18 protein-coding genes and 1 pseudogene are annotated in these 21,495 nt (G+C 71.6%); 14 read left to right on the top strand and 5 right to left on the bottom strand.

Annotation, left to right across the window (positions count from 1 at the left end; translation table 11 throughout):
- Positions 1-432: a Rieske (2Fe-2S) protein gene (locus IE295_RS22580; protein WP_190065545.1), complete on the top strand. Its 432-nt coding sequence runs from the start codon at positions 1-3 to the stop codon at positions 430-432.
- Positions 433-461: 29 nt separating this feature from the next.
- On the opposite strand, the gene IE295_RS22575 is transcribed toward IE295_RS22580, so the two are convergent.
- Positions 462-1,403 carry a hypothetical protein gene (locus tag IE295_RS22575; protein ID WP_190065544.1) on the bottom strand — a complete coding sequence of 314 codons (942 nt, stop codon included), beginning with the start codon at positions 1,401-1,403 and terminating at the stop codon, positions 462-464.
- 238 nt (positions 1,404-1,641) lie between these two features.
- On the opposite strand from IE295_RS22575, the gene IE295_RS22570 reads away from it, so the two are divergent.
- From IE295_RS22570 to pgi, 13 genes and pseudogenes are all read left to right on the top strand, one after another.
- Entirely contained in the window at positions 1,642-2,265 is a 624-nt protein-coding gene (locus tag IE295_RS22570; RefSeq protein ID WP_190065543.1) for a papain-like cysteine protease family protein, read from the top strand.
- Between the two features lie 17 nt (positions 2,266-2,282).
- A complete protein-coding gene (locus tag IE295_RS22565) occupies positions 2,283-3,137 on the top strand; it encodes a hypothetical protein (RefSeq protein WP_190065542.1) in 855 nt (284 codons plus the stop codon).
- 183 nt (positions 3,138-3,320) lie between these two features.
- A complete protein-coding gene (gene uvrC / locus IE295_RS22560; protein ID WP_190065541.1) occupies positions 3,321-5,303 on the top strand; it encodes an excinuclease ABC subunit UvrC in 1,983 nt (660 codons plus the stop codon).
- A 94-nt stretch (positions 5,304-5,397) separates the two neighbouring features.
- Complete coding sequence (rapZ, locus tag IE295_RS22555) at positions 5,398-6,330, top strand: RNase adapter RapZ (RefSeq protein WP_190065540.1); 933 nt, start codon at positions 5,398-5,400, stop codon at positions 6,328-6,330.
- Positions 6,327-7,376 carry a gluconeogenesis factor YvcK family protein gene (locus tag IE295_RS22550; RefSeq protein WP_190065539.1) on the top strand — a complete coding sequence of 350 codons (1,050 nt, stop codon included), beginning with the start codon at positions 6,327-6,329 and terminating at the stop codon, positions 7,374-7,376. The genes rapZ and IE295_RS22550 overlap by 4 nt, the downstream gene beginning before the upstream one ends.
- Entirely contained in the window at positions 7,367-8,374 is a 1,008-nt protein-coding gene (whiA, locus tag IE295_RS22545; RefSeq protein WP_071964484.1) for a DNA-binding protein WhiA, read from the top strand. Before IE295_RS22550 ends, whiA begins: the two co-directional genes overlap by 10 nt.
- A 154-nt stretch (positions 8,375-8,528) precedes the next feature.
- A pseudogene (locus tag IE295_RS22540) lies at positions 8,529-10,727 on the top strand (M14 family metallopeptidase); the annotation flags it as partial.
- Between the two features lie 324 nt (positions 10,728-11,051).
- Positions 11,052-12,056, top strand: a complete 1,005-nt coding sequence (gene gap, locus IE295_RS22535) for a type I glyceraldehyde-3-phosphate dehydrogenase (protein WP_190065537.1) — start codon at positions 11,052-11,054, stop codon at positions 12,054-12,056.
- A gap of 158 nt (positions 12,057-12,214) precedes the next feature.
- Positions 12,215-13,426 (top strand): phosphoglycerate kinase, encoded by a 1,212-nt coding sequence (locus IE295_RS33700; protein WP_224322862.1) that lies wholly within the window; start codon positions 12,215-12,217, stop codon positions 13,424-13,426.
- Positions 13,427-13,432: 6 nt separating this feature from the next.
- Positions 13,433-14,209 (top strand): triose-phosphate isomerase, encoded by a 777-nt coding sequence (tpiA, locus tag IE295_RS33695; protein WP_224322861.1) that lies wholly within the window; start codon positions 13,433-13,435, stop codon positions 14,207-14,209.
- A gap of 117 nt (positions 14,210-14,326) precedes the next feature.
- Positions 14,327-14,563 carry a preprotein translocase subunit SecG gene (secG, locus tag IE295_RS22525; protein WP_107431054.1) on the top strand — a complete coding sequence of 79 codons (237 nt, stop codon included), beginning with the start codon at positions 14,327-14,329 and terminating at the stop codon, positions 14,561-14,563.
- A 232-nt stretch (positions 14,564-14,795) separates the two neighbouring features.
- Complete coding sequence (locus IE295_RS22520) at positions 14,796-15,083, top strand: RNA polymerase-binding protein RbpA (protein ID WP_004002138.1); 288 nt, start codon at positions 14,796-14,798, stop codon at positions 15,081-15,083.
- Between the two features lie 147 nt (positions 15,084-15,230).
- A complete protein-coding gene (gene pgi / locus IE295_RS22515) occupies positions 15,231-16,892 on the top strand; it encodes a glucose-6-phosphate isomerase (protein ID WP_372478772.1) in 1,662 nt (553 codons plus the stop codon).
- Between the two features lie 125 nt (positions 16,893-17,017).
- Here the strand turns inward: pgi and pgl are convergent, their stop codons facing one another.
- Genes pgl through tal form a run of 4 tightly spaced genes read right to left on the bottom strand, consistent with a single transcriptional unit; the run spans position 17,018 to position 21,474 of the window.
- Positions 17,018-17,797: a 6-phosphogluconolactonase gene (gene pgl, locus IE295_RS22510; protein WP_190065536.1), complete on the bottom strand. Its 780-nt coding sequence runs from the start codon at positions 17,795-17,797 to the stop codon at positions 17,018-17,020.
- The gene (gene opcA / locus IE295_RS22505) at positions 17,794-18,837 is read right to left on the bottom strand and encodes a glucose-6-phosphate dehydrogenase assembly protein OpcA (RefSeq protein WP_190065535.1); all 1,044 of its coding nucleotides are present in this window, start codon (positions 18,835-18,837) and stop codon (positions 17,794-17,796) included. Before opcA ends, pgl begins: the two co-directional genes overlap by 4 nt.
- Positions 18,834-20,357 carry a glucose-6-phosphate dehydrogenase gene (zwf, locus tag IE295_RS22500; protein ID WP_190065534.1) on the bottom strand — a complete coding sequence of 508 codons (1,524 nt, stop codon included), beginning with the start codon at positions 20,355-20,357 and terminating at the stop codon, positions 18,834-18,836. The genes opcA and zwf overlap by 4 nt, the downstream gene beginning before the upstream one ends.
- 1 nt (position 20,358) lies before the next feature.
- Entirely contained in the window at positions 20,359-21,474 is a 1,116-nt protein-coding gene (gene tal, locus IE295_RS22495) for a transaldolase (RefSeq protein ID WP_190065533.1), read from the bottom strand.
- Positions 21,475-21,495 lie beyond the last annotated feature (21 nt).

Raw genomic sequence — 21,495 nt, 5'->3', positions numbered from 1 at the left:
ATGTCCTCCCCTGCTGTTCCGTCGGCGTCCCGCCGCACCGTGCTGCGCGGTGCCGCCCTGGCCGGGGCCGCCGGGCTCGGCGCGGCCGCCTGCACCGGCGGCGCGGGGGCCAGGGGCCCGGCCGCGCCCACGGCGCCGGTGGACCTCGGGGCGGAGGGCGAGGTCCCGGTCGGCGGCGCCCGCCTCTACCGCGAGGAGAAGCTGGTGGTCGCCCAGCCCGCCAAGGGGGAGTACAAGGCGTTCAGCGCCGTGTGCACCCACGCCGGCTGCGTGGTCGACAAGGTCGAGGACGGCAAGGTGCGGTGCCCCTGCCACGGCAGCGTGTTCGAGGCCGCCACCGGCAAGGTCCTCCAGGGCCCGGCCGGCGCCCCGCTGCCGTCCGTGCCCGTCAAGGCCGACGGCGGCAAGCTGATCGCCGGCCCCGACGCCTGACCCGCGCGGGCACAGGGGCGGCCGCACGCTCAGCACCAGTCCCACGCGATCCCCAGGATTCCCGGCCGTACCCCCTGCTCCACCAGATGCACACCCCGGTGCCGCCCCGACAGGGTCAGCTCCTGCTGCCCGTACCGGGGCGCGCCCGCCGCGCTCTGGGCGAAGCGGCGGCAGCGGACGGGCAGGGCGTCGTCGTCGAAGCGCACCTGCAGCACGTACTGCCCGCCCGCGAAGCTGAAGCCCCGGACGTACTCGCCGCTGACGCCGCCCGTGCCGTCGTTGAAGCCGTAGCCGAAGACGTGCGTCTCGCCGGCGCGCAGCCGGGTGTCGAAGAGCAGCTCGGCCACCAGCACCCCGGACGCCGCGTGCCACCGCACGCGCCCCACCCGGCAGTTCTCGCCCGCCCGCACGGCCACCCGCCCCGGATCGCAGCCGGCGTCGCCGTGGTGGATGGCCACGTAGCGGTCCACCCCGTCGCGGTGCGCCCGCACCACGTGGTGGGAGGAGCGCTCGCGCATCTCCCGGTGCGGGCCGATGAAGACCCGCTCGAGCTGGCAGACCGTGTGCAGTCCGCCGTCGACGGGTGACTCCAGCTCGGCCAGCAGCCGTTCCACGGCACCCGCCTCCTCGACCAGGGTGCGGTACGAGCGCGCGGCCGGGCGCTCCGGGCGCGTACCGGCCGGCGGGTCCGAAAGTAACCGGGTCAGGGCCTGGGCGGGCAGGTCCAGCACCTCCTCCAGCATCCGCACCGCCCGCAGCGACTCCGCCCGCCGGGGCCGCCGGACGCCCTGCTGCCAGTAACTCAGGCTCGTCACCCCGACCTTGACCCCGCGTTGCGCCAGCCGGTGCTGGACCCGGTGCAGGGCCAGCCCGCGGGCCGAAAGGGCCGTGCGCAGGGCCAGGTGAAAGGGGCCCGTGCGCAGGGCCTGGGCCAGTTCGGCCTCGGCAGCGCCGGTGCTGCTGCGTGCCATCCGCTCGCTCCTTGCGTGAATGTGAATATTCACGAACGGTGGTCGGGGCCCCGGTGACCAGGCGTGCCGCATTCCTCATGGACGGGCACCGCTTGTTCACATCCGATTCGATCCGTTCACAGCGTGCTCTCACGCCGTATTGAAGCTGGTTGACCAGTCCCCGACAACACCCGATGCTCCTCACACGCGTCCGGACGCGCTCCTCCACCACAACCCCCCAACGGCGAGGAACGCGAAAATGACCCGTGCTCCGGCATCGGCACATACTGGAAAGTCCCGCATACGCGGCAGACGGCTGTCCCTCGCGGCACTTGTCGCCTCCGTCCTGCTCGCCGTCCCCACCACGGCGAGCGCGGCCACCGGCGAACAGGCGTCCCTGCGTGCGGCCAAGAAGCTCGACATCACCATGCAGGCCCAGCAGAAGAACAATTGGTGCTGGGCCGCGTCCGGAAACACCATCGCGACCTGGTTCGGCCGGAATTACAGCCAGAACCAGTTCTGCAATGCCGCCTTCAACCGCCAGCAGGGCACCACGTGCCCCAACAACCAGGCCACGCTCGGCAATGTGCAGAACGCCCTCGACTGGGCCGGCATCAACGCCGGTTCGTATGTGAGCGGCTGGCTGCGCTACCCCACCGTGCAGAGTGAAATCAACGCGGGCCGCCCGGTCGAGACCCGCATCCAGTGGTCCTCCGGTGGCGGCCACATGCACGTCCTCTACGGGTACGACGACGCGAACAGCACGGTCTACTGGGGCGATCCGTGGCCCTCGAGCAACCGCTACAACTGGGCGTCGCACAGCTGGTACGTCAACAACAACCAGTTCTCCTGGACCCACTCGCTCTACCGGATCGGAGCGTGAGGGCGATGACCGGCCACATGCCCCTGCATTCCCGCCGCAACGCCTCCCGCGCGGCCGCCGCGGGCGCCCTCACCGTCGCCCTCCTCGGCCTCGCGCCCCTCGCGCACTCCGCCCCGGTCCCGGCGGCCCCCACGCCCCCGCCGGCCGCGGGCGTCGCCGCCGCGCACGAGGCGGCCGCCGCCCCCTCGACGCTCGAGACGCTCTCCCGCTTCTTCGCCCGCGACGGCGCCGTCGCCAGGAGCGAGGCGCACCCGCGGATCCAGGGCGCCACGGTGCCCGTCTACACCCTCTCGCCGCACTTCGTGGCGGGCGGCGAGGGCGCCGCGATCGCGGAGCTCGACTTCCTCGCCAGCGCGGCGGTCTCGGCCGACGGCCAGAAGGCCTCGGTGTGGACCGTGCGCACCGGCGACGCCTGGAAGGTCGTCAACATCGCCACCGGCGACGACGAGACGCGCTACGCCGCCGAGGGCGCGCACCGGCTCAGCGGCGGCACCGTCTTCCGCGAGCCCCAGATCAACGCCTGGTACGTGCAGCGCGGCGAGAGGGTGCTGCCGCTCGACGAGGACGCGGTCCGCGCGATCGGCGACAAGGGCACCACCGTCGACGCCTACCGCGACCGGGTGCGGAAGGCCTACGGCGACAAGCTGCCGGGCTCGGCCTACGCGAAGAAGGGCATGGCCGGCGGCTTCGGCGAGAACACGGCCGCGGCGGGATCCGGTGCGGCCGGACCCGGCGCGGACCGGCCGGCGAGCGCCGCTTCGGAGGGCGACGGCGGCCCGCCGGTCACGGCCGCCGCGGCGACGGCCGGAGGGGCCGCAGCCCTGGGCCTGGGCCTCGCGGTCGTGGCCGCGCGCAGGCTCCGGCGGCGCTGACGTCCGGCGGCGCTCTCCGGGGCCGGGGCCCCGGCCCCGGAGAGCGCCCGCCGCCGCGGCCCCGGCAGGTCACCCGCCGGGGCGGCGGCCGTGCCCCGGAGCCCTCCCGGCGACGGCGTCCCGCCCGGCTCGACGCCCGGCTGGACGATGGTGATGTCACTGCCCGCAAGTAGGGTGTGTGACATGGCCGACCCCAGCAGCTACCGACCCAAGCCGGGACAGATCCCCGACTCGCCGGGGGTCTACAGATTCCGGGACGAGCACGGCCGCGTGATCTACGTCGGGAAGGCGAAGAGCCTGCGCCAGCGGCTCTCCTCGTACTTCCAGGATCTCGCCGGCCTGCACCCGCGCACCCGCACCATGGTCACCACGGCCGCCTCCGTGGAGTGGACCGTGGTCTCCACCGAGGTCGAGGCCCTGCAGCTGGAGTACTCCTGGATCAAGGAGTACGACCCGCGCTTCAACGTGAAGTACCGCGACGACAAGAGCTACCCCTCGCTCGCCGTCACGCTGAACGAGGAATTCCCCCGCGTCCAGGTCATGCGCGGCCCCAAGAAGAAGGGCGTGCGCTACTTCGGCCCGTACGCCCACGCCTGGGCCATCCGCGAGACCGTCGACCTGATGCTGCGCGTCTTTCCCGTGCGGACCTGCTCGGCCGGGGTGTTCAAGCGCTCCGCCCAGATCGGCCGGCCCTGCCTGCTGGGCTACATCGGCAAGTGCTCCGCGCCCTGCGTCGGCCGCGTCAGCGCCGAGGAGCACCGCGAACTGGCCGAAGAGTTCTGCGACTTCATGGCCGGCCGTACCGGCGCGTACATCCGCCGTTTGGAACAGGGGATGCACGATGCCGCCGAGGAGATGGAATACGAGAAGGCCGCCCGGCTGCGCGACGACATAGAGGCGCTCCGGCGCGCCATGGAGAAGAACGCCGTCGTGCTGGCCGACGCCACCGACGCCGATCTGATCGCGGTCGCCGAGGACGAACTCGAAGCCGCCGTGCAGATCTTCCACGTCCGCGGCGGCCGGGTGCGCGGCCAGCGCGGCTGGGTCACCGACAAGGTCGAGGCGGTCGACACCGCCGGCCTCGTCGAGCACGCCCTGCAGCAGCTCTACGGCGAGGAGAGCGGCGACGCGGTCCCCAAGGAGGTCCTGGTCCCGGCCCTGCCGGAGCCCGTGGAGCCCGTCGCGCAGTGGCTGGGCGAGCGCCGCGGCGCCCGCGTCGACCTGCGGATCCCGCAGCGCGGCGACAAGAAGGACCTCATGGCGACGGTCCAGCGCAACGCCCAGCAGGCCCTCGTCCTGCACAAGACCAAGCGGGCCTCCGACCTGACCACCCGCTCCCGCGCCCTGGAGGAGATCGCCGAGGCGCTCGGCCTGGACTCCGCGCCGCTGCGCGTCGAGTGCTTCGACATCTCCCACCTGCAGGGGCAGGACGTCGTGGCGTCCATGGTCGTCTTCGAGGACGGCCTGGCCCGCAAGAGCGAGTACCGCCGCTTCCAGATCAAGGGCTTCGAGGGCCAGGACGACGTCCGCTCCATGCACGAGGTGGTGGGCCGGCGCTTCCGCCGCTACCTGCGGGAGAAGATGAAGACGGGGGAGTGGGCCGAGGAGGCCCCCGGCGGCGAGATCGAGGAGCCGCTCCCGGAGGACGACGGCAGGCCCAAGCGCTTCGCCTACCCCCCGCAGCTCGTGGTCGTTGACGGCGGCAAGCCGCAGGTCGCCGCCGCCAAGCGGGCCCTGGACGAGCTCGGGGTCACCGACGTGGCCGTCTGCGGCCTCGCCAAGCGGCTGGAGGAGGTCTGGCTGCCCGACGAGGACGACCCCGTCGTCCTGCCGCGCACCAGCGAGGGCCTCTACCTCCTGCAGCGCGTCCGCGACGAGGCGCACCGCTTCGCCATCTCCTACCAGCGCGGCAAGCGGACCAAGGCCCTGCGCGCCGGGCCGCTGGACGCGGTCCCGGGCCTGGGCGAGACCCGCAAGCAGGCGCTGCTCAAGCACTTCGGCTCGCTCAAGCGGCTGCGGGCCGCCACGGTCGAGCAGATCTGCGAGACGCCCGGCATCGGCCGCAAGACGGCCGAGACGATCGCCGCGGCGCTGGCCGGGGCGGCTCCGGCCGCGCCGGCTGTCAACATGGCCACGGGCGAGATCATGGACGACGCGGAGGAATGATGGACCTGGCCGGACAGGACCCGGGCCCGCGGAAGCCGCAGTATGGAAGACGGGACGGCGCCCGTGGCGCCGTCGGCAGAACGGGGGAACGCACATGAACGTGACCGATCGGGACGGAGCACAGGTGAGTACGGGCACGACGGCGGATGCGGCCGCTGAGGCGGCGGGAATCCCCGAGCTGGTGATCATCTCGGGCATGTCGGGGGCGGGGCGCAGCACCGCCGCCAAGTGTCTGGAGGACCTCGGCTGGTTCGTCGTGGACAACCTGCCGCCCGCGCTGATCCCCACCATGGTGGACCTCGGCGCCCGCTCCCAGGGCAACGTCGCCCGCATCGCGGTGGTCGTGGACGTGCGCGGCCGGCGCTTCTTCGACAACCTGCGCGAGTCCCTGGCCGACCTGGAGGCCAAGAAGGTCAAGCGGCGGGTGATCTTCCTCGAGGCCTCCGACGACGCCCTGGTGCGCCGCTTCGAGTCGGTGCGCCGCCCGCACCCGCTCCAGGGCTCGGGGCGCATCGTCGACGGCATCGCCGCCGAGCGCGACCTGCTGCGCGAGCTGCGGGGCGACGCGGACCTGGTCATCGACACCTCCAGCCTCAACGTCCACGAGCTGCGCGCCAAGATGGACGCCCAGTTCGCCGGCGAGGAGGAGCCCGAGCTGCGGGCGACCGTCATGTCCTTCGGCTACAAGTACGGCCTGCCCGTCGACGCCGACCTCGTCGTGGACTGCCGCTTCCTGCCCAACCCGCACTGGGTGCCGGAGCTGCGTCCCTTCACCGGCCTGAACGAGGAGGTCTCGGGCTACGTCTTCAACCAGCCCGGCGCCAAGGAGTTCCTCGACCGCTACACCGAGCTCCTCCAGCTGATCGCCGCCGGCTACCGCCGCGAGGGCAAGCGCTACGTGACCATCGCGGTCGGCTGCACCGGCGGCAAGCACCGCTCCGTCGCCATGTCCGAGAAGCTCGCCCACCGCCTGGTCTCGGAGGGTGTCGAGACCGTCGTCGTCCACCGGGACATGGGGCGCGAGTGACCGGCCGTACCTTCCGGATGCGCCGCGTGCGCAAGCTGGTGCCCGGCCGCACGCCCGGCGGCGAGCGCCGTACGGGCCGGGGCGCGCAGCCCAAGGTCGTCGCCCTCGGCGGCGGCCACGGGCTGTCCGCCTCGCTCGCGGCGCTGCGCCGGATCACCGGCGACCTGACGGCGGTCGTGACCGTCGCCGACGACGGCGGCTCCAGCGGCCGGCTGCGCGACGAGCTGGGCGTGCTGCCGCCCGGCGACCTCCGCAAGGCGCTGGCGGCGCTGTGCGGCGACGACGAGTGGGGACAGACCTGGTCGCGGGTGATCAAGCACCGCTTCGAGAGCCGGGGCGAGCTGCACGGCCACGCCGTCGGCAATCTGCTGATCGTCGCCCTCTGGGAGCAGCTGGGCGACCACGTACAGGCCCTGGACCTGGTCGGCAAGCTGCTCGGCGCCCACGGCCGGGTGCTGCCCATGTCGGCGGTCCCGCTCGAGCTGCAGGCGCTGGTGCGGGGCCACGACCCGGCCGCCCCCGACGCCGTCACCACGGTGTGCGGCCAGGCCACCGTGGCGCTCACCCCGGGCGAGGTGCAGTCCGTGCACGTCGTCCCGGAGGACCCGCCGGCGGTGCCCGAGGCCGTCGAGGCGGTGCTCGACGCGGACTGGGTGGTGCTGGGTCCCGGCTCCTGGTTCTCCTCCGTCATCCCGCACCTGCTCGTGCCCGAGCTGCTGCAGGCGCTGCAGGAGACCAAGGCCCGCCGGGTGCTGTCGCTGAACCTCGCACCGCAACCGGGGGAAACCGATGGCTTCTCCCCGCAGCGTCATTTGGAGGTTTTGGCACGACACGCCCCTAAACTCGCCCTGGACGTGGTGCTGGCCGACGAGGCCGCCGTGCCCGACCGGGACAGCCTCACCGACGCCGCCAAACGGCTGGGGGCCACGGTCGAGCTGGCGCCGGTCGCCTCGCCCGACGGCTCCCCGACGCACGATCCGGAGCTGCTGGCCGCCGCGTACGACCGTATTTTTCGGATGCATGGAAGGATCGGCCCATGGCGATGACGGCAGCGGTGAAGGACGAAATCTCCCGGCTCCCCGTCACCCGGACCTGCTGCCGGAAAGCGGAGGTCTCGGCGATCCTGCGCTTCGCGGGCGGTCTGCACCTGGTCAGCGGGCGCATCGTGATCGAGGCGGAGCTGGACACCGGGATCGCCGCCCGGCGGCTGCGCAAGGACATCCTGGAGATCTTCGGTCACGCCTCCGACCTGGTGGTGATGGCCCCCGGCGGGCTGCGCCGCGGCAGCCGGTACGTGGTGCGGGTGGTGGCGGGCGGTGACCAGCTGGCGCGCCAGACCGGCCTGGTCGACGGCCGCGGCCGGCCGATCCGCGGGCTGCCCCCGCAGGTCGTCTCGGGTGCCACCTGTGACGCGGAGGCCGCCTGGCGGGGCGCCTTCCTGGCCCACGGCTCGCTCACCGAGCCCGGCCGCTCCTCCTCCCTCGAGGTCACCTGCCCCGGGCCGGAGGCGGCGCTGGCGCTGGTCGGCGCGGCCCGCCGGCTGCAGATCGCGGCCAAGGCCCGGGAGGTGCGCGGAGTGGACCGGGTGGTCGTCCGGGACGGTGACGCGATCGGCGCGCTGTTGACGCGGCTCGGTGCCCACGAGTCCGTTCTGGCCTGGGAGGAGCGGCGGATGCGCCGCGAGGTGCGGGCGACCGCCAACCGCCTGGCCAACTTCGACGACGCCAACCTGCGCCGCTCGGCCCGGGCCGCCGTCGCGGCGGGCGCGCGCGTCCAGCGGGCGCTGGAGATCCTCGGCGAGGAGGTCCCCGAGCACCTCGCGGCCGCCGGCCGGCTGCGCATGGAGCACAAGCAGGCCTCCCTGGAGGAGCTGGGCGCCCTCGCGGACCCGCCGCTGACCAAGGACGCCGTCGCGGGCCGGATCCGCCGCCTGCTGGCCATGGCCGACAAGCGCGCCCAGGACCTGGGCATCCCCGGCACGGAGTCCAACCTCTCCGACCTCTCGGACCTCTCCGAGGAGATGGCCGAGGGCATGGTCGGCTGACGCCGCCTCCTCCCGTACGCCCCCGTCACCCACCAGGGTGGCGGGGGCGTCGCGCTGTGCGGGCCCGGCGTGAAACGCACCGTTGACATGATCATGAGGGGTTACCAGGCTGACGCCCACGCACTCACGTGGCAGACAACAGCAAGGGGGGCTCATGAGACGCAGGGCGGGATCTGTCCTCGCGGTGGCTTCGCTGTTCCTCGGCGCGCTCGCCGCCACGCCCGACGCACACGCGCAACCGGCCGCCGCGGCGGCCCCGCGGGCCGAGGACGGCGCGCTGTCCGTCTGGACCGCCGAGGTCACCGCGGCCCAGGTCCCGCTCCTGCTCCGGGCGGGCATCGACGGCCACGAACTGGGCGAACGCATCACCGGCGACAAGGCCGTGCCCGTCGAGGTCCACCTCACCGCCGGGCAGGCCCAGGAGCTGAAGGACCGGGGCGTGCGCCTCACCGAGAAGCGCCTCCCCAAGGGCGTGCTCGAGCACACCCAGGCCGCCGGCGACGGCGTCTTCCGCCCGTACAGCGGGAAGAACGGCCTCCAGCAGGAGATCAGGGACACCGGCCGGGCCCACCCGGGCCTGACGAAGGTGGTCTCCCTCGGCAAGACCACCCGCGGCCAGGACATCCTCGCCATGAAGGTGTCCAGGAACGCCGCGAAGAGCCCCGACGGCTCCCGGCCCGCCGTGCTCTACATGTCCAACCAGCACGCGCGCGAGTGGATCACCCCGGAGATGACCCGGCGGCTGATGCACCACTACCTCGACCGCTACGGCAAGGACGAGCGGATCACCCGGATCGTGGACTCCACCGAACTGTGGTTCGTGCTGTCCGCCAACCCCGACGGCTACGACTACACCTTCCAGAGCCCCGGCACCCGGCTCTGGCGCAAGAACCTCCGCGACAACAACGGCGACGGGAAGATCACCCCCGGCGACGGAGTGGACCTCAACCGCAACTTCCCCTACAAGTGGGGCTACGACAACGAGGGTTCCTCCCCCCGCCCGGCGTCCGAGACCTACCGCGGACCGTCCCCCGCCTCCGAGCCGGAGACCAGGGCCCTGGACGCCTTCGAGAAGCGCCACGGCTTCCGCTACGCCGTCAACTACCACTCCGCGGCCGAGCTGATCCTCTACGGCGTGGGCTGGCAGGTCGCCACCCCCACCCCCGACGACGTCCTCTACCGGGCGCTGGCCGGCACCCCCGACAAACCCGCGATCCCCGGCTACCGGCCGCAGGTCTCCTCCGAGCTCTACACCACCAACGGCGAGGCCGACGGCCACGCGGGCAACGTCAACGGCACCATGATGTTCACCCCCGAGATGTCGACCTGCCAGACGGCGTCCAAGGCGGACCCCAACGACCGCTGGAACCCGGCCGACTGCCGTTCCAGCTTCACGTTCCCCGACGACGAGAAACTGATCCAGCAGGAGTTCGCGAAGAACATCCCCTTCGCGCTCTCCGTCGCCGAGACCGCCGTGCGCGGTGACCGCCCCGTCTCCGCCGTCGGCCTCGATGCCCCCGACTTCACCCCGCACGCCTTCACCACCTCCTACGCGCGCGGCGGCCGGCAGGCCGTCGCCGTCACGGCCCGCAAGAGCGTCCGCGACAAGCACCTGAACTTCCGGATCGACGGCGGCCGTACGCACACCGCGGAGCTGAAGGCCTGGGACGGCGGCGACCGCTACGGCGGCGAGGACAACATCCGCTTCGACCAGTACCGCGCCACCGTCGAGGGCGCCCGGCCCGGGGCCAGGGTCACCGTCTGGTTCACCGGCCGCACCGGCGAGGGCAAGGCGACCGCCAGTGAGCCCTTCACCTACACCGTCGCCGCCACGCCCCGCGCCGACACCCTGGTCATCGCGGACGAGGGCGGGAAGACGCCCGCGCGCGACGCCGCCGTCTACACCAGGGCCCTCGCCGACAACGGCCGCAAGGCCCTCGTCTGGGACGTCGCCACCCAGGGCGCACCCCCCGCGCTGGGCGTGCTCGGCCACTTCGACACCGTGCTGTGGTACTCCGGCGCCGCCCGTCCCGACGGCGCCACCCTGCTGGCCGTGCGCGACTTCGTCAACGAGGGCGGCAAGCTGATCGCCGCCGGGACCCGGGCGGGCGGCACCGTACGGGTCGGCGACGCCGACACCGACGACTTCGGCCAGTACTACCTCGGCGCGGCCGACCGCACCTCGTTCGCCAAGGCCACGCGCTTCACCGGCGCCGGCGAGCTCACGGGCACCACGGCCGCCCTCGGCACCGGCGGCAGCCCGCTGGCGCTCGCCGGGGCCTACGTCCCGATCTCCGACGAACTGCCGCCCGACGCCTTCCCGCAGTTCCGCAGCGCCGCGGCCGGCGAGTACGGCTCAGCGGTGACGCAGAGTGACGATTCGCGGGTGCGGGCCCGCGCCGCCGCGGCCGTCACCACCCGGGACACCGTCCTGCTGGGCTTCGGTCTTGAACACGTGAGCGACCCCCGCGAACGGGCCGGGCTGGCCGGTGCCGCACTGCGCGCCATCGGCGGCTGACCAGCAGCTGAGCGCGTCAGAGCACGGCTGAGCGCGCCCGAGAGGACCCGCCGCCAATGTCACGTACCTCCCCTGTTAGAGGTAGGGTCGGTGGTGGTCGGGGACATCCCATACAGCCCGCCGGCGGACAGTCCGGCACACCAACGAGGAGATCGGTTCGTGACGATCCGCGTAGGCATCAACGGCTTTGGCCGTATCGGTCGTAACTACTTCCGCGCGCTCCTGGAGCAGGGTGCGGACATCGAGATCGTCGGTGTCAACGACCTGACCGACAACGCCACCCTGGTGCACCTGCTGAAGTACGACACCATCCTGGGCCGTCTCAAGCAGGACGTCAGCCACACCGACGACACGATCACCGTCGGCTCCATGACCTTCAAGACGATGGCCGAGCGCGACCCGGCCGCGCTGCCCTGGGGCGAGCTGGGCGCCGACATCGTCATCGAGTCCACCGGCATCTTCACCAAGCGCGAGGACGCGGCCAAGCACCTGGCCGCCGGCGCGAAGAAGGTCCTCATCTCGGCTCCGGCCAAGAACGAGGACATCACCATCGTGATGGGCGTCAACCACGAGAAGTACGACGCGGCCAACCACCACGTCATCTCCAACGCCTCCTGCACCACCAACTGCGTGGCGCCGATGGCCAAGGTCCTCGACGAGACCTTCGGCATCGTCAAGGGCATGATGACGACGGTCCACGCGTACACCAACGACCAGCGCATCCTGGACTTCCCGCACTCGGACCTGCGCCGCGCCCGCGCCGCCGCGGAGAACATCATCCCGACCTCGACCGGTGCCGCCAAGGCCACCGCCCTGGTCCTGCCCCAGCTGAAGGGCAAGCTGGACGGCATCGCGATGCGCGTCCCGGTCCCGACCGGCTCGGTCACCGACCTGGTCCTCGAGCTGGACCGCGAGACCAGCAAGGAAGAGATCAACGCCGCCTTCCAGAAGGCCGCCGAGGGTCAGCTCAAGGGCATCCTGGAGTACACCGAGGACGCGATCGTCTCCTCCGACATCGTCAACTGGCCGGCCTCCTGCACCTTCGACTCCTCCCTGACCATGGTCCAGGGCAAGCAGGTCAAGGTCGTCGGCTGGTACGACAACGAGTGGGGCTACTCCAACCGCCTGGTCGACCTGACCGTCTTCGTCGGTGGCCAGCTCTGATCGCTGCCTGACGCGACTGGCATAGTTCACAGGCAACGGGATGTAAGGGGACGGGGCTCGTACGACGCGATGGAGCGTCGTACGAGCCCCGTCCGCTGACGTCACTCACGGAATCCCCCAGCCACCGCTGGGAGGGGCCCCTCAACCGGAGTCACTGCATGAAGACGATCGACGAACTCATCCAGAGCGGCGTCGAGGGCAAGCGGGTCTTCGTCCGCGCCGACCTCAACGTCCCCCTCGAGGGCACCACCATCACCGACGACGGCCGCATCCGCGCCGTCGCGCCGACGATCGCCAAGCTCGCCGAGGCGGGCGCCAAGGTGATCGTCGCCTCCCACCTGGGCCGTCCCAAGGGCGCCCCGGAGGCCCGGTTCTCCCTCGCCCCGGCCGCCGCGCGGCTCGGCGAGATCCTGGGCAAGAACGTCTCGTTCGCCACCGACACGGTCGGCGACAGCGCGAAGGCCACCGTCGCCGCACTGGCGAACGGCGAGGTCACGCTGCTGGAGAACCTCCGTTTCAACGCGGGCGAGACCAGCAAGGACGACGCCGAGCGCGGCGCCTTCGCCGATGCCCTCGCGGCGCTGGCCGACCTCTACGTGGGCGACGGCTTCGGCGCGGTGCACCGCAAGCACGCCTCGGTCTACGACCTCCCGGCGCGCCTCCCGCACGCCGCGGGCGACCTGATCGCCACCGAGGTCGGCGTCCTGCAGAAGCTCACCGAGGACGTCGCGCGCCCCTACGTCGTGGTCCTCGGCGGCGCCAAGGTCTCCGACAAGCTGGGCGTCATCGACAACCTGCTCGAGAAGGCCGACCGCATCCTCATCGGCGGCGGCATGTCGTACACCTTCCTCAAGGCCAAGGGCCACGAGGTCGGCATCTCGCTGCTGCAGGAGGACCAGATCCCGGTCTGCCTGGAGTACCTGGCGCGGGCCGAGAAGCGCGGCGTGGAGTTCGTGCTCCCCGTGGACGTCCTCGTCTCCGCCGACTTCCCGGACCTGAAGACCAAGGCCCCGGCCAACCCCGAGCTCGTCGCCTCCGACGCCATCCCGGCGGACAAGGAGGGCCTGGACATCGGCCCGAAGACCCGCGAGCTCTACGCCTCGAAGCTCGCCGACGCCGGCACCGTCTTCTGGAACGGTCCGATGGGCGTCTTCGAGCACCCCGACTACGCGAACGGCACCAAGGCCGTCGCCCAGGGCCTGCTCGACTCCGACGGCTTCACCGTCGTCGGTGGTGGCGACTCGGCCGCGGCCGTGCGCATCCTGGGCTTCGACGAGAATGCTTTCGGCCACATTTCGACCGGTGGCGGCGCCAGCCTCGAGTACCTCGAGGGCAAGACGCTCCCCGGCCTCGCCGCACTGGAGGACTGAACCACTGTGAGTGCACGTACCCCGCTGATGGCGGGCAACTGGAAGATGAACCTCAACCACCTCGAGGCCATCGCCCACGTCCAGAAGCTCGCCTTCGCGCTCGCCGACAAGGACTACGACGGCACCGAGGTCGCCGTCCTGCCGCCCTTCACCGACCTGCGCTCGGTGCAGACCCTGGTCGACGGCGACAAGCTGAAGATCAAGTACGGCGCCCAGGACATCTCGGCGTACGACTCCGGTGCCTACACCGGCGAGATCTCCGGCGCGATGCTCTCGAAGCTCAAGTGCACCTACGTGGCCGTCGGGCACTCCGAGCGCCGCCAGTACCACGGCGAGGGCGACGAGCTCTGCAACGCCAAGGTCAAGGCCGCCTTCCGGCACGGCATCACCCCGATCCTGTGCGTCGGCGAGGGCCTGGACGTCCGCAAGGCGGGCAACCAGGTCGCCTACACCCTCGCCCAGGTCGAGGGCGGCCTGAAGGACGTCCCGGCCGAGCAGGCCGAGACCATCGTGATCGCCTACGAGCCCGTCTGGGCCATCGGCACCGGCGAGGTCGCCACCCCCGAGGACGCCCAGGAGGTCTGCGGGGCCATCCGCGGCAAGCTGGCCGAGCTCTACGGCCAGGAGCTCTCCGACAAGGTCCGCATCCAGTACGGCGGCTCGGTCAAGTCCGGCAACATCGCGGCGATCATGGCCCAGCCCGACGTGGACGGTGCCCTGATCGGCGGCGCTTCGCTGGACGCGGACGAGTTCGTCAAGATCGTGCGCTTCCGCGACCAGTAGCAACTATGACGACGGCCCCGCGCCGTCGTACCCTGTCGGGGCCGGGACCGGCGCAAACGCGCCCCCCGGCCCCGCAGCATTGTCCATCAGAGTCAGTCCGAGAGAGTTGGTCCAGCCGTGGTCATCGGGTTCTCGATCGCCCTCATCGTCTTCAGCCTGCTGATGATGATGCTGGTGCTCATGCACAAGGGGAAGGGCGGCGGCCTGTCCGACATGTTCGGCGGCGGCATGCAGTCCTCCGTCGGCGGATCCTCGGTCGCCGAGCGCAACCTCGACCGGATCACCATCGTGATCGGCCTGCTGTGGTTCGCGTGCATCATCGTGCTCGGCCTGCTGATGAAGCTCGACAGCTGACATACCGTCGTATGAGCCGCCTATGATGGAGGCTTGCGTCCTTGCGGCCGGTCTGTAACTCCTGCCACTGGACGCGCGTTGGGCCTTACGTAGACTGGGGCGCCCGCAGCGGAGCCGATCGAGGACCCCGCGGCGCAGCCGCTATCCGGCACAGTGCAGCACCATCACGCAGGGAGTTACGACCGTGGCAAGTGGCAACGCGATCCGGGGAAGCCGGGTCGGGGCGGGGCCGATGGGTGAGGCCGAGCGGGGCGAGTCCGCGCCGCGCCTGCGCATCTCCTTCTGGTGCTCCAACGGGCACGAGACGCAGCCGAGCTTCGCCAGTGACGCACAGGTGCCGGACACCTGGGACTGCCCGCGTTGCGGCTTCCCGGCCGGCCAGGACCGGGACAACCCCCCGGACCCGCCGCGTACCGAGCCCTACAAGACGCACCTGGCGTACGTCCGTGAGCGGCGCAGCGACGCCGACGGCGAGGCGATCCTCGCCGAGGCGCTCGCCAAGCTCCGCGGGGAGATCTGAGCGACGACGACACACCGTCAGCGGCCCGGCCGCACACCCCACTCGCGGGTGTGCGGCCGGGCCGTCGCATGTCCACGTGTGCCCGGAATGGCCGCCGTCTCCATTAGGTTGGAGATCAGCGGGGCCGTAACGAGAAGAAGTGGGCTGATGTCCGAGATGAATGCAGAGGGCCGCACCCGGCTGGACCGTACTCCCGAGTGGAACGCTCTGGCCAAGCACCGGGACGAACTGGGCGGGACGCACCTGCGGGAGTTGTTCGCCGCCGATCCGCGCCGGGCCGAGAAGTACGCGCTCACGGTCGGCGACCTGCACCTGGACTACTCCAAGCACCTCGTCAACGACGAGACGCTGCGGTTGCTGCGCGAGCTGGCGGCGTCCGCCGGTGTGGCCGCGCTCCGCGACGCCATGTTCCGGGGCGAGAAGATCAACACCACCGAGGGCCGCGCCGTGCTGCACACCGCGCTGCGGGCCCCCGAGTCCGCCGTCGTCGAGGTGGACGGCGAGAACGTCGTCCCCGCCGTGCACGCGGTGCTGCGCAAGATGCAGGTCTTCACCGACCGGGTGCGTTCGGGCGACTGGAAGGGACACACCGGCAAGCGCATCAAGAACGTCGTCAACATCGGCATCGGCGGCTCCGACCTGGGCCCCGCGATGGCCTACGAGGCACTGCGCGCCTACACCGACCGCGACATGACGTTCCGTTTCGTCTCCAACGTCGACGGCGCGGACCTGTACGAGGCCGTGCGCGACCTGGACGCCGCCGAGACCCTGTTCATCGTGGCCTCGAAGACCTTCACCACCATCGAGACCATCACCAACGCGACCTCCGCGCGCAACTGGCTGCTGACCGGGCTGCGAGCCGGCGAGGAGGCGGTGGCCAAGCACTTCGTCGCCCTCTCCACGAACGAGGAGAAGGTCGCCGAGTTCGGCATCGACACCGCCAACATGTTCGAGTTCTGGGACTGGGTCGGCGGGCGCTACTCCTACGACTCGGCCATCGGGCTCTCCCTGATGATCGCCATCGGCCCGGACCACTTCCGCGAGATGCTGGCCGGCTTCCACCTCGTCGACGAGCACTTCCGCACGGCGCCGCCGGAGGAGAACGTTCCGCTGCTGCTCGGCCTGCTGGGCGTCTGGTACGGCAACTTCCACGACGCCCAGTCGCACGCGGTGCTGCCCTACAGCCACTACCTGTCGAAGTTCGCCGCCTATCTGCAGCAGCTGGACATGGAGTCCAACGGCAAGTCCGTGGACCGTGACGGTCACCCCGTCAACTGGCAGACGGGCCCGGTGGTGTGGGGCACCCCCGGCACGAACGGACAGCACGCCTATTACCAGTTGATCCACCAGGGGACGAAGCTCATCCCGGCGGACCTGATCGGCTTCGCGAAGCCCGTCGACGACCTCCTGCCCGGGCTGGTGGCCCAGCACGACCTGCTGATGGCCAACCTCTTCGCCCAGGGCCAGGCCCTCGCCTTCGGCAAGACCCCCGAGGAGGTCGCGGCCGAGGGCGTCCCGCCGGAGCTCGTCCCGCACAAGACCTTCCGCGGCAACCACCCGACGACGACGATCCTCGCGAGCGAGCTGACGCCGTCGGTCCTCGGTCAGCTCATCGCCCTCTACGAACACAAGGTGTTCGTCCAGGGCGCGATCTGGAACATCGACTCCTTCGACCAGTGGGGCGTCGAGCTCGGGAAGGTCCTGGCCAAGCGGGTCGAGCCGGCCCTGACCGAGGGCGCGGAGGTGCCGGGCCTCGACGCGTCGACGGCAGCGCTGGTTTCGCGGTACCGCGAGCTGCGGGGTCGCTGACGCGCCGTCTCCCGGGGCTCCGCCCCGGACCCCGGTCCGGGGCGCTGGGGGCACCCCCCCCATACAACGATGGCCCGCCCCCTCACACGAGGGGGCGGGCCATCGTCGTAGGCAGGCTCAGCCGCTCACGGCGAAGCCGGCGGGTACAGCTCCCGCGGCAGGCGCGCGGCAGCGGCGGCGTCCAGGAGCCACAGCGTGCGGCTGCGGCCGTACGCGCCCGCGGCCGGAGCCTGGACCTCGCCCGCGCCGCTGAGCGCGAGCGCCACGGCGTTGGCCTTGTCCTCGCCCGCCGCCAGCAGCCACACCTCGCGCGCGGCCCGGATCGCCGGGAGGGTCAGCGAGACCCTCGTCGGCGGCGGCTTGGGCGCGCCGTGCACGCCGACGACCGTGCGTTCGGTCTCCCGGACGCCCGGCAGCTCCGGGAAGAGCGACGCGACGTGCGTGTCCGGGCCGACGCCCAGCAGCAGGACGTCGAAGGACGGCACCGGACCGTGGTCCTCGGGACGGGCCGCGGCGGCCAGCTCGGCCGCGTAGGCCTCCGCCGCCGCGTCCGCGTCGTCGTGCGTGCCGTCCGCCGCGGGCATGTAGTGCACCCGCGCCGGATCGAGGTCCACCGCGTCCAGCAGCGCCTCGCGCGCCTGCGTGGCGTTGCGCTCGGGGTCGCCCTCGGGCAGGAACCGCTCGTCGCCCCACCACAGGTCCAGGCGCGACCAGTCGACCGCGTCCCGGGCGGGCGCCGCGGCGAGGGCCGCGAGCAGCCCGTTGCCGTTGCGCCCGCCGGTGAGGACGACGGAGGCCGAGCCGCGCGCGGCCTGGGCGTCCACGATCTTCGTGATCAGCCGGGCCGCCGCGGCCTGGGCCATCAGCTCCTTGTCCCGGTGGACGACGACCTGGGGCGTGCTCACTTGCCCGCCGCCTTCTTGCCGGACGCCTTCTTCGCCGGGGCGGGCCGCTCGGCGGCCTTCTCGGCGGGCTCCTCGGCCTGCTGCTCCCCGGCGGCCGGCGCGGCCGGCACCGGCTCGCCGAGCTGCTCCACGCCGTACTTCAGGGCGGACTCGTAGATGAGGTCCGGGTCCAGCCGGCGCAGCTCCTCCGCGAGGAGCTCGGCGGTGTCGCGGCGCTTGAGGGCCACGGAACGGTCCGGCTGGCCGCGCATGGAGAGCGTGGCCAGGGAGCCGTCCGGGCGGTCGAGGGTGATGGCGCCGTTCTTGGTCTCCAGGCGGACGGCCGTGAGGCCCGGGCCGTCGGAGACGGTGCGGCGGGCGGTCACCCCGAGGCGGTCGGCGAGCCACATGGCCAGCAGTTCACCGCTGGGGTTGTAGGTCTCGCCCTCGACCTCGGCCGAGATGATCTCGGCGTCCGGCTGCTGGTCCATGGCGGCCGCGAGCATCGAGCGCCACGGCGTGATCCGGGCCCAGGCCAGGTCGGTGTCGCCCGGCGAGTAGTTCGCGGCGCGCGCCGAGAGCTCCGCGAGGGGGTCCTCGGCGGCGTAGGTGTCGGTGACCCGGCGCTGGCCGAGCGCGCCGAGCGGGTCCTTCTCCGGGTTGAGCGGAGAGGCCACCGGCCACCAGACGACCACGGGGGCGTCGGGCAGCAGCAGCGGCAGCACCACCGACTGGGCGTGGTCTATGACGTCGCCGTACAGCCGCAGGACGACCGTCTCGCCGGCGCCGGCGTCCGCGCCCACCCGGACCTCGGCGTCGAGGCGGGCCTGGGCGCGGTCGCGCGGGGAGCGGCTGACGCGCTTGATGACGACGAGCTTGCGCGAGGGGTGCTCGCGGGAGGCCTCGTTGGCCGCCTTGAGCGCGTCGTAGGCGTGCTCCTCGTCGGTGACGATGACCAGCGTGAGCACCATGCCGACGGCGGGGGCGCCCAGTGAGCGGCGCCCCTCGACCAGGGCATTGTTGATCTTGCTGGCCGTGGTGTCCGTGAGATCGATCTTCATGGCCGACGCCAGCTCCGTCCATCTCGTGCGAGCATCTCGTCCGCCTCGGCCGGACCCCAGGTGCCGGCCGCGTACTGTGCGGGCTTGCCGTGCTTGTCCCAGTACTCCTCGATCGGGTCGAGGATCTCCCAGGAGAGCTCCACCTCCCGCAGGCGCGGGAAGAGGTTGGCGTCACCGAGCAGCACATCGAGGATGAGCCGCTCGTACGCCTCGGGGCTGGACTCGGTGAAGGACTCGCCGTAGGCGAAGTCCATCGAGACGTCCCGCACCTCCATCGAGGTGCCGGGCACCTTCGAGCCGAACCGCATGGTGACGCCCTCGTCCGGCTGCACCCGGATGACCAGGGCGTTCTGCCCCAGCTCCTCGGTGGCGGTGTGGTCGAAGGGCGAGTGCGGGGCGCGCTGGAAGACGACCGCGATCTCGGTGACGCGGCGGCCGAGCCGCTTGCCGGTGCGCAGGTAGAAGGGGACGCCCGCCCAGCGGCGGTTGTCGATCTCCAGCTTGATCGCGGCGTAGGTGTCGGTCTTCGACTTGGGGTCGATGCCGTCTTCCTCGAGGTAGCCGACGACCTCCTCGCCGCCCTGCCAGCCGTGCGCGTACTGCCCGCGCACGGTCTCCTTGCCGAGGTCCTTGGGCAGCCGCACGGCGCCGAGCACCTTGGTCTTCTCCGCGACGAGCGCGTCGGCGTCGAAGGAGGCGGGCTCCTCCATCGCGGTCAGCGCCAGCAGCTGCAGGAGGTGGTTCTGGATGACGTCACGGGCGGCGCCGATGCCGTCGTAGTAGCCGGCGCGGCCGCCGATGCCGATGTCCTCGGCCATGGTGATCTGCACGTGGTCGACGAAGGACCGGTTCCAGATCGGCTCGAAGAGGGTGTTGGCGAAGCGGAGGGCCAGGATGTTCTGGACCGTCTCCTTGCCCAGGTAGTGGTCGATGCGGAAGACCGCCTCGGCCGGGAAGACCTCGTGGACGATCCGGTTGAGCTCCTGGGCGCTCTTCAGGTCGTGGCCGAAGGGCTTCTCGATGACGGCGCGCCGCCAGGAGTCCTCCTTCTGCTCGGCCAGTCCGTGCTTCTTGAGCTGCTGGACGACCGTGGGGAAGAACTTCGGCGGCACGGACAGGTAGAAGGCGAAGTTGCCGCCCGTGCCCTGTGCCTTGTCGAGCTCCTCGATGGTGGTCTTCAGCGTCTCGAAGGCCTGGTCGTCGTCGAAGTCGCCCTCGACGAAGCGGCAGCCCTGCACCAGCTGCTGCCAGACCTCCTCGCGGAAGGGGGTGCGGGCGTGCTGCTTGACGGCGTTGTAGACCTCGTGGGCGAAGTCCTCGTCCGCCCACGAGCGGCGGGCGAAGCCGATCAGGGAGAAGCCCGGCGGCAGCAGGCCTCGGTTGGCCAGGTCATACACGGCGGGCATCAGCTTTTTACGGGACAAATCGCCCGTGACGCCAAAGATGACCAGGCCCGACGGCCCCGCGATGCGCGGGAGCCGTCGGTCCGATGCGTCACGCAGCGGATTGCTGCTGCTCAATTCATGCCTCCGGAGCGAGGCGCTTGAGCTCCGCCTCTGTGGACTTCAGAAGGTCGTTCCACGACTGCTCGAACTTGTCGACGCCCTCGTCCTCCAGGAGCTGGACGACGTCGTCGTAGGAGATGCCCAGCTTCGCGATGGCGTCGAGCTCGGCCTTGGCCTGCTCGTACGTGCCGCGCACCGTGTCGCCGGTGATCTGCCCGTGGTCGGCGGTGGCCTCCAGGGTGGCCTCCGGCATGGTGTTCACCGTGTTCGGCGCCACCAGGTCGTCCACGTACAGGGTGTCCTTGTAGGCCGGGTCCTTGACGCCGGTCGAGGCCCACAGCGGACGCTGCTTGTTGGCGCCGGCCTTCTCCAGGGCGGCCCAGCGGTCCGAGGAGAAGACCTCCTCGTAGGCCTGGTAGGCCAGGCGGGCGTTGGCGAGGGCGGCCTTGCCGCGCAGCTCCTTGGCCTCGTCGGTGCCCACCGCGTCCAGGCGCTTGTCGATCTCGGAGTCCACGCGGGACACGAAGAAGGACGCGACCGAGTGGATCAGGGACAGGTCCAGGCCCGCGGCCTTGGCCTGCTCCAGGCCGGTGACGTAGGCGTCCATCACCGCGCGGTAGCGCTCGAGGGAGAAGATCAGCGTGACGTTGACGCTGATGCCCCGGCCGATGACGTCGGCGATGGCCGGCAGGCCCGCCCGGGTGGCCGGGATCTTGATCAGCGTGTTGGGGCGGTCCACCAGCCAGGCCAGCTGCTTGGCCTCGGCGACCGTGGCCCGGGTGTCGTGCGCCAGGCGCGGGTCGACCTCGATGGAGACCCGGCCGTCCTGGCCGTCGGTGGCGTCGAAGACCGGGCGCAGGATGTCGGCGGCGTCGCGGACGTCGGCCGTGGTGATCATGCGGATGGCCTCGTCGACGGTGACCTTGCGGGCCGCGAGGTCGGCGAGCTGCTGCTCGTAGCCCTCACCGCTGGAGATCGCCTTCTGGAAGATCGACGGGTTGGTCGTGACGCCCACGACGTGGCTCTGGTCGATCAGCTCGGCCAGGTTGCCGGACGTGATGCGCTTGCGGGACAGGTCGTCGAGCCAGATCGCGACGCCTTCGTCGGAGAGGCGCTTGAGTGCGTCTGTCATGAGTTCGGCTCCTACTTGATG

This window comes from Streptomyces griseocarneus (genome assembly GCF_014655595.1).
Taxonomy (GTDB): domain Bacteria; phylum Actinomycetota; class Actinomycetes; order Streptomycetales; family Streptomycetaceae; genus Streptomyces; species Streptomyces griseocarneus.
This window is presented reverse-complemented; position numbering and strand designations above follow the sequence as displayed.